At 54.2% G+C, this 15,180-nt stretch carries 12 protein-coding genes and 2 tRNA genes; 7 read left to right on the top strand and 7 right to left on the bottom strand.

From position 1 onward, the window contains the following. Positions 1 to 49: 49 nt before the first annotated feature. Both TH3_RS07415 and TH3_RS07410 read right to left on the bottom strand, forming a co-directional pair. Positions 50 to 126, bottom strand: a tRNA-Val gene (locus tag TH3_RS07415). A 17-nt stretch (positions 127 to 143) separates the two neighbouring features. Then, a tRNA-Val gene (locus tag TH3_RS07410) sits at positions 144 to 220 on the bottom strand. Between the two features lie 206 nt (positions 221 to 426). Between TH3_RS07410 and TH3_RS07405 the strand changes: the two genes are divergently transcribed. Both TH3_RS07405 and TH3_RS07400 read left to right on the top strand, forming a co-directional pair. Beyond that, entirely contained in the window at positions 427 to 1,293 is an 867-nt protein-coding gene (locus TH3_RS07405) for an N-formylglutamate amidohydrolase (protein WP_007091775.1), read from the top strand. A 41-nt stretch (positions 1,294 to 1,334) separates the two neighbouring features. Next, positions 1,335 to 1,904 (top strand): GNAT family N-acetyltransferase, encoded by a 570-nt coding sequence (locus TH3_RS07400; protein ID WP_007091774.1) that lies wholly within the window; start codon positions 1,335 to 1,337, stop codon positions 1,902 to 1,904. 825 nt (positions 1,905 to 2,729) lie between these two features. Here TH3_RS07400 and TH3_RS07395 read toward each other — a convergent pair. The 3 genes from TH3_RS07395 to dgcN all read right to left on the bottom strand — a co-directional run bounded on the left by TH3_RS07395 (position 2,730) and on the right by dgcN (position 6,293). Continuing rightward, positions 2,730 to 3,893: a GGDEF domain-containing protein gene (locus TH3_RS07395; RefSeq protein WP_007091772.1), complete on the bottom strand. Its 1,164-nt coding sequence runs from the start codon at positions 3,891 to 3,893 to the stop codon at positions 2,730 to 2,732. Between the two features lie 413 nt (positions 3,894 to 4,306). After that, the gene (gene dgcA / locus TH3_RS07390) at positions 4,307 to 5,287 is read right to left on the bottom strand and encodes an N-acetyl-D-Glu racemase DgcA (RefSeq protein WP_007091771.1); all 981 of its coding nucleotides are present in this window, start codon (positions 5,285 to 5,287) and stop codon (positions 4,307 to 4,309) included. Between the two features lies 1 nt (position 5,288). Then, a complete protein-coding gene (gene dgcN, locus TH3_RS07385; protein WP_007091770.1) occupies positions 5,289 to 6,293 on the bottom strand; it encodes an N-acetyltransferase DgcN in 1,005 nt (334 codons plus the stop codon). Between the two features lie 270 nt (positions 6,294 to 6,563). Here dgcN and TH3_RS07380 point away from each other — a divergent pair, with 270 nt between their 5' ends. From TH3_RS07380 to TH3_RS07360, 5 genes are all read left to right on the top strand, one after another. Next, positions 6,564 to 7,913: a glutamine synthetase family protein gene (locus TH3_RS07380; RefSeq protein ID WP_007091769.1), complete on the top strand. Its 1,350-nt coding sequence runs from the start codon at positions 6,564 to 6,566 to the stop codon at positions 7,911 to 7,913. Positions 7,914 to 8,117: 204 nt separating this feature from the next. Further along, positions 8,118 to 9,221, top strand: a complete 1,104-nt coding sequence (locus tag TH3_RS07375; protein WP_007091768.1) for a polyamine ABC transporter substrate-binding protein — start codon at positions 8,118 to 8,120, stop codon at positions 9,219 to 9,221. Between the two features lie 410 nt (positions 9,222 to 9,631). After that, a complete protein-coding gene (locus TH3_RS07370; protein ID WP_007091767.1) occupies positions 9,632 to 10,792 on the top strand; it encodes an ABC transporter ATP-binding protein in 1,161 nt (386 codons plus the stop codon). After that, the gene (locus TH3_RS07365; protein WP_007091766.1) at positions 10,789 to 11,718 is read left to right on the top strand and encodes an ABC transporter permease subunit; all 930 of its coding nucleotides are present in this window, start codon (positions 10,789 to 10,791) and stop codon (positions 11,716 to 11,718) included. Before TH3_RS07370 ends, TH3_RS07365 begins: the two co-directional genes overlap by 4 nt. Next, on the top strand, positions 11,715 to 12,554 hold the full coding sequence (locus TH3_RS07360) for an ABC transporter permease subunit (protein WP_007091765.1): 840 nt from the start codon (positions 11,715 to 11,717) through the stop codon (positions 12,552 to 12,554). Before TH3_RS07365 ends, TH3_RS07360 begins: the two co-directional genes overlap by 4 nt. A gap of 133 nt (positions 12,555 to 12,687) precedes the next feature. Here TH3_RS07360 and TH3_RS07355 read toward each other — a convergent pair whose 3' ends face one another. Both TH3_RS07355 and TH3_RS07350 read right to left on the bottom strand, forming a co-directional pair. Beyond that, positions 12,688 to 14,055 carry an IS1182 family transposase gene (locus TH3_RS07355; RefSeq protein WP_040059725.1) on the bottom strand — a complete coding sequence of 456 codons (1,368 nt, stop codon included), beginning with the start codon at positions 14,053 to 14,055 and terminating at the stop codon, positions 12,688 to 12,690. 122 nt (positions 14,056 to 14,177) lie between these two features. Next, positions 14,178 to 14,891, bottom strand: coding sequence for a TetR/AcrR family transcriptional regulator (locus TH3_RS07350; RefSeq protein ID WP_007092106.1), 714 nt, complete (start codon positions 14,889 to 14,891; stop codon positions 14,178 to 14,180). Positions 14,892 to 15,180: the final 289 nt, after the last annotated feature.

The following is a 15,180-nucleotide window of genomic DNA, read 5'->3' as shown; positions in this document are numbered from 1 at the left end:
TCTGGGGCCAGAAACACAAAACCCCGCTCGGAAACCGGCGGGGAGGAAATGGTGGGCCTAACAAGACTCGAACTTGTGACCTCTCGCATGTCAAGCGAACGCTCTAACCAACTGAGCTATAGGCCCCTGTATGTGGGGAAAGATGGTGGGCCTAACAAGACTCGAACTTGTGACCTCTCGCATGTCAAGCGAACGCTCTAACCAACTGAGCTATAGGCCCTCTTACCCATCTTTCATCTGACCGGCCTTCAAGGCAGAAGGCTTGGCCAGCACCGTTTGTGACGGCGAGGCGGTATTTAGCCCAAGGCCGTGAAAGGTGCAACCCCTCAATTGGATTTTTGACAAAAAATCTTCATCTATGGGGGACGGGATGGATCGCTGTTGCTATGATCATCATCCAGTTTAGGGAAGACATAACAAACGACAATGAACCAGTTGCCATCGGATCTTACCGGCAATGGACCGGCAACCGTCATCCTGCCATCCCGGCAAACCCTGCCGGTGGTGTTTGCATCGCCCCATTCCGGGCGCCATTATCCGCAGGAATTGATCGAGATTGCGCGCATTGATTCGTTTGCGCTGCGCGCGTCTGAGGATGCCTTTGTCGATCAATTGTTTGCCAGTGCGCCCAAACTGGGCGCCCCCCTGCTGTGCGCGACATTTCCGCGTGCCTTTGTCGATGTCAATCGCGGGGCGCTGGAACTTGACCCGCGCATGTTTGACGGCCCCCTGCCCTCGGACGCCGACATTCATTCGATGCGCGCCCTCTCGGGACTGGGATCCATCCCGCGCGTCGTCAGCGGCGGGATCGAGATTTACAAAACCCGCCTGCCGGTCACCGAGGCAATGCACCGGATCGATACCTTTTATCACCCCTATCACAATGCGCTTCGCAAGCTGATCGATGCAACGCGTGATCAGTTTGGCTATTGCATCCTGATTGACTGCCATTCCATGCCCGGCGATTCTGTCGACAGCAGCAAAAACCGCGTTGATCTGGTTCTGGGCGATTGCTATGGAAGTTCCTGCCATCCGTCTTTGACGCGCTTTGTCGAAGATCGTGTCCGCGATCTGGGCTTTACCCCGTCGCACAATGATCCATATGCAGGCGGTTTTTGCACGCGCCATTACGGGCAACCGGAAAACAACGTGCACAGCCTGCAGATCGAGCTTTCACGCTCGCTTTACATGGACGAAGACACGATCACGCCCCATCGCGGATTTGACACCCTGCGCGAACAGATGACGCATCTGATATCGTGCTTCCACGATCTTGACGGGAATCCCTTCTGATGACATCCAGCCCCGTTTCTTCCACACCATCAGGAAAACCGATGCCAAATGGCGCCGCGCCCTTGGAGGATCTTGTGATCCGCGATGCCGAGCCAGAGGATTTTGGCCGCATTACCGAAATTTACGGCCACCATGTCCTGCATGGCCTGGCCTCGTTCGAGGAACGTGCGCCTGAAATCGCCGAACTGACAACCCGCTGGCAGCATGTCCGCGAACGCGGCCTGCCCTATCTGGTGGCGGAAATTGATGGCCGCGTCGAAGGCTTTGCCTATGCCGGGGCCTATCGCCCGCGCCCGGCGTACCGCTTTACGGTCGAGGACACGATCTATATCGCGCCCGATGTGGTCGGCAAGGGGGCCGGTCGCGCGCTTCTGTCCGAACTGATCAAACGCTGCACAGCCCTTGGCTATCGCCAGATGGTCGCCGTGATCGGCGATAGCGCCAATGTCGCCTCTATCGGATTGCACGCGCGCCTGGGCTTCCGGGTGGCGGGCACATTGCAGTCGGCAGGATTCAAACTTGGCCGCTGGGTCGATAGCGTGATCATGCAGCGCGGCCTTGGTGACGGGGATGGCAACTTCCCGGAACGCGATCCAGGGCGGGAGAAATAACCCCTATCGCCATAACCTTGCGACACGCAAACAAAGGCACCAGTCAGACAGACGGTGCCTTTTCTTTTTGATGTCGATGAGGAATGGCATTCACCCTTCACCATGGCGCGAGTTGCACCGCACAATCCCGCGCAGGCGACATAATGATATTTCCGGCGCGAATTCTCGCACCCCGGGAAAACCTGTAAAACCCTGGAATTCAGGCAAAAAAAGAAGGCCGCCTGTGACAGCGGCCCAAGTCTAGGGAGGAAACGTCCAAGAAACGAGCGACAAGTCGCTCGCCGGAATGCACTGCGTCCTACCGCAGCGCACAAATAGACATTACCCATTAGATCGGGCGAACGCAACACGTTTTTGACTATTTTTTTATCAAAAAAATTAATGCACTTTTTTTGATCAAAATTTCACCAAACTGACACTTTTTCGAACTGAATCCCGGCCAGATGCGGTCATTTTTTCAGCATCCTCATTTTTTCGCACCACGGTTCATTTCCGAAAAATCGGCAAATCTGATCAAAAGTTGCAATCAGGAACGGCGGAAACACTGCGATTCCATCAGCAGAGTCGAAAATTCGGCTTTCGATTCCCATCATGAGAATCTGCTCCAAACCCGCAGAAACTCTCATTTACGCGGTCTCGCACCCATCAGCATCGCGGAATCCCGAAAAATACAATCGGGTAAAATTACCCCCGCAACATGACCAATTGGGGCAGATTCGCAAAAAAGACGCCCCAAAAAGCGGCGACTGTCAAAATCCAGGAATAAGCAGAACAAGAAAACGAACCTTATGCCGGACCTACGAAAAGGCCGCAAAGGTCGCGGGGTTAATTCACGGTCTGATTGACGACCTTGCTGGCATCGGCCGCACGCGCCGATGACGTGGTGGCAGCAGCCCCGGAAATCTTGCGACCCGACAGGCCATCAGCAACGATCTGTTCGCGGTCATGGCGTTTTTTGGCGTCATACATGCGCTGATCGGCAAGGTCGATCAGGTTATGCGGCTGGGAAATGACATCTTCGATCCGCTCGGCCAGTCCGTAACTTGCCTGCTGGGTCAAACCATTGGCAAGATCGGCAAGACCCAGCGCCATGACGCGATGCATGACTTCATTGGCACGTGCCAATGTCAGGTCAGGCAGAATAACAAGGAATTCCTCCCCGCCCCAGCGGATCACCAGATCCGTGCTCCGGAACCGATGCGCCAGATTGCGCCCGGCTTCTTCAAGAATGCGGTCACCGTAATCATGGCCGAACTGATCATTGATTTTCTTGAAGTCATCAAGATCGACAAAGGCCAAGGTAAGCGGGCTTCGCTTACGATAGGCGGCTTCAAAATTCAGACGCAGCATTTCCATGCCAAAGGCGCGGGTATAGACCCCCGTCAGCGGATCAATCGCGATTTCCTGCGCGGCAACAATCGTTCGATAAAGCTGAACCATGGCCGCCATCACCGCAAGCGGCAGCAAGACGGGCAAAATCATTTCAACCGGCACATAACCGCCTGCAACGGGCCCCTGAGCACCAAAGAACAGCAACACAATGATCGGAGAAACCATTATTCCCGCCTCGGCCAGTGTCAGCGGCATGATGGCAATCAGGACAACAATGCCAAGAAGCAGGAAACTGTGCGCGGTCAGCATCTTTGGCGACGCCGCAAGATCAAGCCCCGAAAAACCGCACAGCAGGGCGGCGGCAATCACAAGAAACAGCATCGGCAGATAAGGCGCACGGCGACGCCATTTCGAACTGACCGCCCGATTAAGCAGCACCACAACCGCAATCCCCATGACAAGGAGGCGCATGATCACGGCTTGCGATTGCCAGAAGCCATTGCCATAGGCCCCGTCCCAGATCGGCACAAGCGCCAGCAGAACGAGGGTGAAAAAGGCCGCGAAACGCGCGGTTAGCTGTACCGATTCCTTACGCCGCAGATGCAGAAGTTCTGCATGCCGGGGCGTATAAAGAAAATCACGATATCGACATCGCAAGGGCCCTGCGAAGCGTCGACTATCTCTTCGGGGACCGGATAGCACGCGGGTCAGCTCCAACTCATCAATGCGAAGGAGCCACTGCAGCCCCGAAAAACTGCATGATCGTTCCCTGATTTAACCGGCAATTCAACTATCCAGAAGAGGTGGCACGCTGTTTTTGAATTAATTTTTAGCTAATTAAGAAAGAAAAAATAAAAACAACCACCTGTTTCAACACAATAATTAACGTATTTTCGCGCCCCTAAGTTGTTTTTCACAACAACAGCACCCTTAAAACCGTAACGCGAATTGCAAAATGGTCGCGACTCGCATCATCCCGAAATCATAAGCCGCACCAAAAAGAAACCGCCACACCGAAAAACCGGTATGGCGGCAAAAATCAACAGAATTTCAGGCTTAGCCCCGGGAAATCAGCCCCAAAGGGCGCGATCAGGAAGCCCCATGACGCCCCTGTCAAACGCCAGACCGTTTTCACGGTCTTTTGCCATCCATAGCGGACCGTCAAGATCAACAATGCGGGCATCGGCGGCAACGATCATCGCCGGTGCCATCGCAAGCGATGTCCCGACCATGCAGCCAACCATGATCTGCATGCCAACCTTGGCGGCAGCATCGGCAAGCTCAAGCGCGCCGGTCAGACCGCCGGTTTTATCAAGCTTGATATTGATCATGTCGTAAAGCTGCGACAAACGCGGGATGTCGGCAACGGTATGGATCGATTCATCGGCACAAAGCAGCACCGGACAATCAAGATCAATCAGACCGTCATCCTGCCCGGCGGGCAGCGGTTGCTCGATCATTTCCACACCAAGCGCGTCAAGCTCCGCACCGATATCCTCAAGCAGCGCAATCGACCATGCCTCGTTGGCATCAACAATCAAACGCGATGTCGGCGCACCTTCACGAACCGCACGAACGGATTCGAGAACGTTTTCGCCGTTAAGCTTAAGCTTGAGCAACGGTGCAGACGCCGCCTTGCGCGCGGCTTCACGCATCGCATCAGGCGTATCAAGGCTAAGCGTTTCAGCCGTAATCAGGCCTTCGGGTGCCTTGCGTTCGGCAAGTTCCCAGGCACGACGCCCAAATCGCTTTGCCTCAAGGTCCCAATAGGCACAGTCAACCGCGTTGCGCGCCGCACCGGCCTTCATCGCGTCCTGCAATTCCTTTCGCGTCATCCCACGCGAAAGGGCATCAGCCTGGGCCTCGATATCGGCTATGACGCCTTCGACGGTTTCGTTATAACGGGCATAGGGAACGCATTCCCCATATCCGGTATATTCACCGTCGGTCAGGGCGACCTTGACGACATGGGCCTCGGTCTTGGCCCCGCGCGAGATTTTGAACGCCCCGCGCAGCGGCCAGACTTCAGATGTGACACTTATGCGCGGCACATCAGATCTCCTGCAATTTGTCGACGATTGATGCAACACCGGTCCGAACCGGGTCCACACATGGCAGGCCAAATTCGGCTTCGACCTCGGCCAGAAGCTTTTTGGCCGCCGCATCGTCAAGCGACTTGGTGTTGATGGCGAAACCGGCAACCACACAATCAGGGTTGGTCAGGCGCGCATGCATCAGGTTGACGTCCATCGTGGTTTTCAGGTCCGGCAACTTATAGCCCGGCAGACCACGCATGTGGGTACGGGTCGGTTCGTGGCAAACGATGATGGCATCGGGCTGCGAACCATGGATCAGCCCCATGGATACACCGGCGAACGAGGCATGGAACAGGCTGCCCTGCCCTTCGACAACGTCCCAGTGATCCGGCTCGTTGGCCGGCGCAATGGTTTCAACCGCGCCGGAAATAAAGTCCGAAATCACGGCATCAACCGAAATGCCTTCGCCCGCGATGAAAATACCGGTCTGGCCGGTGGCACGGAAAGTCGACTTCATGCCGCGCTTTTTCATTTCCGCATCAAGCGCAAGGGCGGTGTACATTTTCCCGACCGAGCAATCAGTCCCAACCGCCAGAACACGTTTGCCCGGACGTTTTTCACCGTTACCGACCGGCAGCTTGCCATCAAAGTGACGGACGTCGAAAAGTTTTACGCCTTTGGCGTTGGCGGCTTGGACCAGTTCGGGAATCGTCGACAGGCGCGTATGCAGACCGTTGGCGATATCCATCCCGGCATCAATCGCTGCCAGAAGGGTTTCCATCCATGCCGGTCCGATAATACCGCCACGGTTGGCAACGCCCAGAACGATGGTTTTGACACCGGCGGCTTTAGCTTCGGCAATCGACATTTCCGGCAGGCCAAGATCGGCCTGACAGCCCGGAAGGCTTAGCTGTGCGACGCACCATTCGGGGCGCCACTGCTTGATGCCAATCGCGGTTTTTGCCGCCAGTTCGTCGGGTGCATCACCAAGAAACATAAGATACGGATGTTCGATTTTCATTTTACCTCCTTGACCAGCGTCCAACCGCTGCCCTTATAATCTGAGGCGACTATAACGCAACTTGGTGGGAGCCATCCAGATATATGAATTGATATCTTCGACTATCCACCAAAATACTCGCACAAAATTCGAATATCGAAGCAAATAACAAAAAAACATTCTGAATTCATCGAAGACAAACCTCCTTTCTTGTGAATTTGACCGGGAAACGCCCGGAAAAAGCAAGAAAATGCAATTTTGAAGGACTGGCGCGAAAGCGTCCGACTACACATGAGTACCGATCTCAAAAAGTGGCTTTCTGACCGCAAAATTGAAGAAGTCGAATGTATTGTCCCAGATATGTCCGGGGTGGCACGCGGCAAGGTTCTGCCAACGCAAAAGTTTTTGCGCGGGCTTGAAGCCAAAAGCCTTGCCATCCCCGAGGCAATTTTTTCCATGACGGTCACCGGGGGCTACCCGGAAGAAACCGACGCGTTTCTCGACCCGGCGGAAAAAGACGTTGTCATGGTCCCCGATCCGGAAACCATTCGCGTCGTGCCGTGGTACGAAGAACCGACAGCGCAGATTATTTGCGACTGTTATCATTTTTATGGCGACGAGGTGTCGATCTCACCGCGCCACGTTCTGAAACGTGTCCTGGCGGCCTTTGAAGAACGCGGCATGAAACCGATCATTGCCCCGGAACTTGAATTTTATCTGGTGGCAAAAAACACCGACCCGGACAACCCGCTTGAACCGCCAATCGGACGTTCGGGCCGCCCGGAACGGGCATCGAACGCCTTTGGCATCGATGCGATCAACGAATTCGATCCACTAATCGAAGACCTTTACGACTATTGCGAGGCCATGAATATCGACGCCGATACCATGAGCCACGAGTCGGGCCCCGCCCAGCTTGAAATGAACTTCAATCACGGCGCGCCACTTGAACTGGCCGACCAAGCCTTCCTGTTTAAACGCACGCTGCGTGAAACCGCCCTCAAGCACGGGGTCTATGGCACATTCATGGCCAAACCGATGGGCAACCATCCGGGCAGTGCCATGCATATCCATCAAAGCGTCGTCGACATCAAGACAGGCAAAAACCTGTTTGCCGATGACAATGGCGATAACTCGCAGATGTTCCTGAACTATGTCGGCGGCTTGCAGCGGTATCTGCCTGCTGCCATGCCGCTTCTGGCTCCGAACATGAACAGCTATCGCCGTTTGCAGCCCTGGTCGGATGCCCCGATCAACATGCACTGGTCACTTGATAACCGGACTGTCGGCCTGCGTCAGCCGAACGGCCCGGCCAATGCACGCCGTATCGAAAACCGCATTCCGGGGGCCGATGCCAACCCGTATCTGGCGATTGCGGCATCGCTTGCCTGTGGCCTGCTGGGTATTATCGAGGAAGTCGATCCGACCGCCCAGATCGAAGGGTCGGGTTATGACCGGGCGCATTCCCTGCCCCGTCACATCCACGAAGCACTGGCCAAATTCCATCGGTGCAAACCGCTAAAAGACCTGTTGGGCGAAGAATTTTCGGCCGCCGTTCTCGCCGTCAAGGAAGCCGAATGGGATGCCTATCAGACGGTGATCAGCGCGTGGGAGCGTGAACACCTTCTGCTGAACGTTTGATTGAATTCTTGCGCCAGGGCATCATCTCTGGCGCAAGAATGTTGCATGATGAATGCCTAATTTTTCACTTGATGCGAAAAATGCCCAAAAATCCATCTTGTATTTGACAAAAACCTGAGGCATTCGAAGGATATGAGGGTCTTGGAGAAAGCAATAACAGGACCTTCAAATTTTCAAACGCTGCCACATGGGAGGCTCAGCGAAATGAAATCACTTCTTAAATCTTCCAGCCTGGTTGTCCTTGCCGCAGCCCTTTCGGGCTTTGCCGCAAGCGCATCGGCACAGGAAGTCCTTAACGTTTATAACTGGTCTGACTATATCGGCGAAGAAACCGTCGCCAATTTCGAAAAGGAATATGGCGTAAAGGTCAATTACGACGTCTATGACAGCAACCAGGTTGTCGAAGCCAAATTGCTGGCTGGCAATTCGGGTTATGACCTTGTCGTTCCGACTCTGGCCGATGCACAGCGCCTGATCCAGGCAGGCATCTTCCAGAAAGTCGACAAATCCAAACTGGAAAACTTTGGCAATCTGGACAAGGTGATCCTGAACCAGACCGCCAAATACGACCCGAACAACGATTACGCTGTTCCGTACCTTTGGGGCACCAACGGCATTGGCTATAACGTTGCCAAGGTTCAGGAAGCTCTGGGTGACGATGCCCCGCTCGATAGCTGGGCGCTGGTTTTTGATCCGCAATATGCCGAAAAACTGTCAAAATGCGGTCTGACCATGCTTGACGATCCGGGCGAAATCGTGCCGCTCGTCAACTTCTATCTTGATAAGCCGGATTCCAAACAGTCGACCGCGGATATCGAAGCCGCAATGGCCGAACTCGAAAAAATCCGTCCCTACATCACCTATTTCCACAGCTCGCAATATATCAACGACCTTGCCAATGGTAACGTCTGCGTATCGATCGGCTGGTCGGGTGACGTTGGCCAGGCTGCCCTTCGCGCCGAAGAAGCCGGCAATGGCAACGAGATCAAATACGTGATCCCGAAAGAAGGCACCCTGATCTGGTTTGACGTGATGATGATCCCGGCCGACGCGCCGAACCCGGATCTGGCCCACAAATTCATTGATTACATCCTGCGCGCCGATGTCGGTGCCGATCTTGCCAACTATGTCGAATATGCCAGCCCGAACGAGGCTGCCATGGAATTCATCGACGAAGATCTGAAAGCCGATCCGGGTGTTTACCCGTCGCAGGAAGTCAAGGAACGCCTGCGTTCCAAGATCGAGCCGGGCTCGAAAGAACTTCGGACCCGTACCCGTCTGTGGACCAAGCTTAAAACCGGTCAGTAATCGATCCATTGATCGATCAAGTAATCGGTCCGGTTAATACCAGACATGCCCAAAGGGGCGCTGCACAGTTCGCAGCGCCCCTTTTTTGACATTGCGAACTGTGACTCGTGATGACGTGCGTGAAATTGCGCAGGGTGCCAAAGACGCGCTAAACGAAGATGAAACCGTCAATAATGCACATTTTCTGAACACCTCTGCTGACTTTTCCGCCATTTATCGCAATTTCAACCACGAAACGTTCGAAATATCGCACACCCCTCTTTACAGATTGTGGAATTGCTTCATCCTGTTAATCAGGCAGAACCAAAACATCGGACGGCAAGCTTCGGCCAACCGCGCTCGAATGCATAGCCGGGCATGTCGCCCGATGTTTTGGGTATATCTCGACAACAAACAAGGGGAGAAGCTTGGTGTCGCAGGGGGCTTTGCAGAAAGCACACGAGGATGTGCACAAGACTCAGCCTTGGAACAATCCCGAAGCGGTCCCGTTTATCCGTTTCGAGAATGTGACCAAGAAGTTCGGCGACTTTTATGCCGTCGATGATGTGTCGCTTGATATTTACCGGCATGAATTATTTGCCCTTCTGGGCGGATCGGGCTGCGGCAAAACAACCCTTTTGCGGATGCTGGCCGGGTTCGAGGAACCTACAGCGGGCAAAATCTTCATCGATGGTGTCGATATGGCAGGCGTCCCGGCCTATGAACGCCCGACCAACATGATGTTCCAGTCCTATGCCCTGTTCCCGCACATGACAGTTGAACAGAATGTGGCCTTTGGCCTGCATCAGGACGGATTGCCGAAATCGGAAATCCGCACGCTGGTTTCCGATATGCTGGCCCTTGTGCAAATGACCAAGTTTGCCAAACGCAAACCCCATCAGCTTTCCGGCGGGCAGCGCCAGCGTGTTGCCCTGGCGCGATCCCTTGTCAAAAAGCCAAAGGTTCTTCTGCTCGACGAACCGCTTGGCGCACTTGATAAAAAGCTGCGCGAACAGACACAGTTCGAACTGGTCAACATTCAGGAAAAGGTCGGCACCACCTTTGTCATGGTCACCCATGATCAGGAAGAAGCCATGACAATGGCATCGCGCATTGCGGTGATGAATGAAGGTGTGATCCGTCAGCTTGGCACCCCGTTCGAACTTTACGAATATCCCAACAGCCGCTTTACCGCGAACTTCCTCGGTCAGGTCAACCTGATCGAAGGAACGCTTGTCGATGATGACGAAAAATACGCCGTCATTCATTCCGACGATGCCGGTGGTGAAATTTATATCGACCACGCCGTTCAGGGCCACGAAGGGGCGACACTTTGGATCGCGCTTCGCCCGGAACGTTTGCGCCTGCTGACCGAAAAACCGACCGATACGAAATATAATTGCCTTTCTGGCAAGGTCGAGGAAATCGGTTATCTTGGCGGGCTTTCGACCTATCACGTACGCCTTGATAGCGGTTTCCGCATCAAGGTCACCGAGCCCAATTCCAGCCGCCATATCGAACCACGTTACACGTGGGAAGATCGCGTCTGGGTAACGTGGGAGGCCGGGGCTGCTTCGGTTCTGAATCAATGAGCAGTGACAAGCCAACCCTGAAACAACGTTATGATCGCCTGATGCTCAAGCATGGCCGGGTCCTTGTGATCGGCCTGCCCTATCTCTGGCTGATGCTGTTCTTCCTGATCCCGTTCCTGATCGTTCTGAAAATCAGCTTCGCCACCGCCGAATATGCCCAGCCGCCCTATAGCGCGCTGTTCACGTGGATTGACGAAGGGGTCAATATCACGATCAATTTCGGCAATTACCTGTTTCTGCTTAGCGACAGTCTTTATATATCGGCCTATCTGAATTCGATCCGGATTGCTGCGATTTCAACCGTGATCACGCTTCTGATCGGTTATCCGATGGCCTATGGCATTGCACGCGCGCAAGGATCGCTTCGCAGTGTGCTGCTGATGATGGTGATCCTGCCGTTCTGGACCAGCTTCCTGATCCGCGTTTATGCCTGGATCGGCATTCTGGACCGCGAGGGGCTGATCAATGCGCTGTTGCTGAACCTTGGCATTATTTCCGAGCCATTGATCATGCGTCAGACCGAATTCGCGGTCTATATCGGCATTGTCTATACTTACCTGCCCTTCATGATCCTGCCACTTTATTCCACGCTGGAAAAAATGGATGTCAGCCTGATCGAGGCCGCCCTTGATCTTGGCTGCAGACCTTGGAAAGCCTTCATGAAGGTGACCCTGCCCCTATCGATGCCCGGCATTCTAGCCGGATCGCTTCTGGTGTTCATTCCGTCCGTTGGCGAGTTTGTCATCCCGGAACTTCTGGGCGGGCCGAATACCCTGATGATCGGTCGCACGCTTTGGAACGAATTCTTTGCCAACCGTGACTGGCCGATTGCATCCTCGGTCGCGATTGCGATGCTGCTGTTCCTTGTCGTACCGATCATGTGGTTCCAGCATATCCAGACCAAGCAGGAGGAAAACGGACAATGACCGGCAAACGTTCGACTTTCCTTCTCAGTGCCTTGGTGTTCGGCTTTGCATTTCTGTATGTCCCGATCCTGCTTGTGATCATTTATTCGTTTAACGAGGGCAAGCTGGTCACCGTCTGGACCGGTTTCTCGTTCAAATGGTATGTATCGCTGTTTTCCAATGACGGCATGATCGATGCCGCCTGGAACAGCCTTCGGATCGGGGTGATGTCGGCAACGCTGGCCCTTGCGGTTGGCACACCGGCCGGGCTTGTCATGTCCCGTTTCGGACGGTTCAAAAGCCGCACCCTGTTTTCGGGCATGGTTGCCGCCCCGCTTGTGATGCCCGAAGTCATCACCGGCCTGTCCCTGCTATTGCTGTTTGTCACCCTTGAACAGTTGATCGGCTGGCCAGCCGGGCGTGGTGTAACCACGATTGTGATCGCACATACGACCTTCTGTGCGGCCTATGTCGCGGTTGTTGTGCAATCGCGACTGGCGGGCATGGATACCTCGGTCGAAGAAGCCGCGATGGACCTTGGCGCCAAACCGGCAAAGATTTTCTTTGTCATTACCCTGCCCATGATCCTGCCCGCACTTCTGGCCGGGTGGCTTTTGTCTTTCACCCTGTCACTTGACGATCTGGTGATTGCAAGCTTCGTCGCCGGTCCGGGCTCCACCACCCTGCCGATGAAGGTTTTCTCATCCGTGCGACTGGGTGTTTCGCCGGAAATCAACGCGCTCGCGACACTGATCATCCTTGCCGTATCGGTGATGATCGTGATTTCCAGCCTGCTGATCCTGCGGTCAGAACGGGCGCGGACCCGATCCATGAACCAGACGACAATCGATACCTGATGTCATGTCGCCCAATGCAAAAAAGCAGCACCTTCGCGGGTGCTGCTTTCAGACCGCTGACAAACCCCGTCATATTTTGGCGGGGTTTTGCTTTTAGAGGTTTTTGAAAGCCGGCTTGAGTGTGCCGAGGGGATTATCCCTCGGCGATTTGCCCCTTGGGGCCCAAAGCCAGGGCTATTTTCTTGATGTTTTGGGCGACGGCGGCCAGCAGACATTGGCATTTGACATTGATCAGTCCCCGGAACCTTGCATATCGATGACCGTGAAGCTGTTTGGCATCTGCAAAAGAGCGTTCGACCGTCTCTTTTCGGCGCTTGTAAACCCGCTTGCCCCACTCTGTCAGACGATAGGCGTCAGCCCGGTCTCTGGCGTCTTGCCAGACATGGCGCGTGACAGTTTTTCGGTGGTGGGCATTGGCGGTACAGGAAGCCAGCACAGGACAGGTGCGGCATTTTTCCGGGTCGCTGTGATAATGGCGGTATCCATTTCGGTCGGTTGTCGCATAAGACAGAAGCTGACCTTCGGGGCAGCGATAAGCATCACGTTCAGGGTCATAAACGTATTTGCGTTTGGGGATGTAGCCTTCCCGAAGGTTCGGGCGGCGATAGCCCGTCACGCCAAGGATGTCACGATCTTCAAGGCCTTTGGCAATCGCGGCGGTCGCATAGCCCGCATCCAGTCCGACGGCGATAACATCAAGGTCAAAACGCTGCCTTTGTCGGTCAAGACGGTCGAGATAGGGAATGCTGTCATGCAGATTGGCCGGGGTGGCGTAACTGTCGGTAATGATCCCAAGCTTGCCATCGACCGTGCGGTGATCGAGATAGAAAAAGCCCTTGGGCTTGCCGTCGCGCACCATATATCCGCTGTCGGGATCGGTTCGGCTGATCTTGGTTTCTTTCTCAACCGGCTGGCGTTCCTTGGCTTTGAGCGGCTTTTTCGCATGAGCCGCCCGGTCTTCCTCAATCGCCAGATCCAGATCATCCCAATAGGCCGCGCGCGATTTGGCAACCACTTCGCGGTCCCATTTGTTCTTGTTGGCATCGGCCTTCAAATGCGTGCTGTCGGTATAGAGAACCTTACCATCCACCAGCCCGTGCCTGATCGCCTGCTCGACGATCTCGTCAAAAATATCCTGCGCAACACTGGCATCATGATATCGACGCCGCCGGTTCTGCGACAGGGTCGAGGCATCAAAGACCTTGTCGGTCAGCTTGAGTTGCAAAAACCAGCGATAGGCGACATTGACCTCAATCTCGCGCACAAGCTGGCGCTCCGAGCGCACGCCAAACAGATAGCCAATGAACAGCGCCTTAAACATCATCACCGGATCAAGGGCGGGACGGCCATTGTTCGCGCAGTACAAATCGGCCACGCGCGCATGGATAAAACTGAAATCGATCACGGCATCGATCTTACGAAGCAAATGATCGCTGGGGACCAAACTGTCGAGTGTCACCATCTCAAGTTCGGTTTGATGTGGGCTGGGTTTCTTAAGCATTCCCCATTGAATCAAAAATCCCCGCCAATGGCGAGGACTTTGTCAGCAGTCTGAAAGCAGCACCTTCGCGGGTGCTGCTTTTTTTTATGATGCTGATTGAAAAGCCGATAGCAAAACCGAAATCAGGCCCGGTTCTGTTCTTCCATCTGACGCAGGAATTCACGACATTTCATACCCGGCGCAAGAACACGCCAGTACGACACCACCGCTTCTTCGGTTGCCACACTGAAATCGATAATCAGATTATCAAGCGCGTTCTGGCGCATCAGTTCGGCAACACGTTCCGGAATCTGTGACATCTGCCACATGCCAATCACCAATGCATAGGATGTCCGCATCAGCTTGTTGGCATTCTCTGGCGTGATGGCATACAGCTCGGACAGGGCATCTGCCGTCCGCTTCACCATGGAAGAAATAAATCTTCGATGGCTTAGAACCGCTTCATCGTCCGTCCCCTGCTCAAGAACCCCCTGTGACAGGGACGCCAGATGCAGGAATTGCTTCCGTTTGACAAGATACTGCACGAATTGTTGTGCAACGCGTGCTGAATCCCGTTCTTCGGGACGGCGCAACGCTTCCTGTTCAATCACTTCAAGGTTGTTTTCAAACCACCCCTTCAGGAACCCGCGCAGGACTTCCAGAAAAAGGGCTTCCTTGCTTGAAAAATAAAGATACAGCGTGCCTTTGGCGAGACTGGCCTTTTTGGCGACTTCGGCTGCCGATGGCAGTTGTCCGTCCCCCTCAAGATAAAGCGCCTCGGCTGCGACAAGTATATCGTTTCTACGTTTCAGTTTTTGCTCGTGGCTACGCGCACGAACAAGACATTCGTTTTCCATAGAGAATTATTCCCCCAACATTCTCCCTGAACTTATATTAATGCCTATTAATTCATTCAAAAGTCAAATCGCGCGGTGACTTTCGATAGATAAAATCAAAGAAACGTCGATGTAACAAACAGTTCGCCTGCATTTTTTGAGCGCGCGTTAGATGAACAATAGTCACCACACAGCAATCACGAAACGTATTTGCGAACAAAAATCGCGAATCTGTACAGATTTGATTCGCTGCGGCTGCGAAGTCCCGATTGCGGCACGCGCGAAATACCTGACGGGTAGCCTTCATACC

This window comes from Thalassospira xiamenensis M-5 = DSM 17429, assembly GCF_000300235.2.
Classification (GTDB): Bacteria; Pseudomonadota; Alphaproteobacteria; order Rhodospirillales; family Thalassospiraceae; genus Thalassospira; species Thalassospira xiamenensis.
The sequence above is the reverse complement of the archived record's forward strand: the minus strand, read 5'-3'. Positions and strand labels throughout refer to the sequence as shown.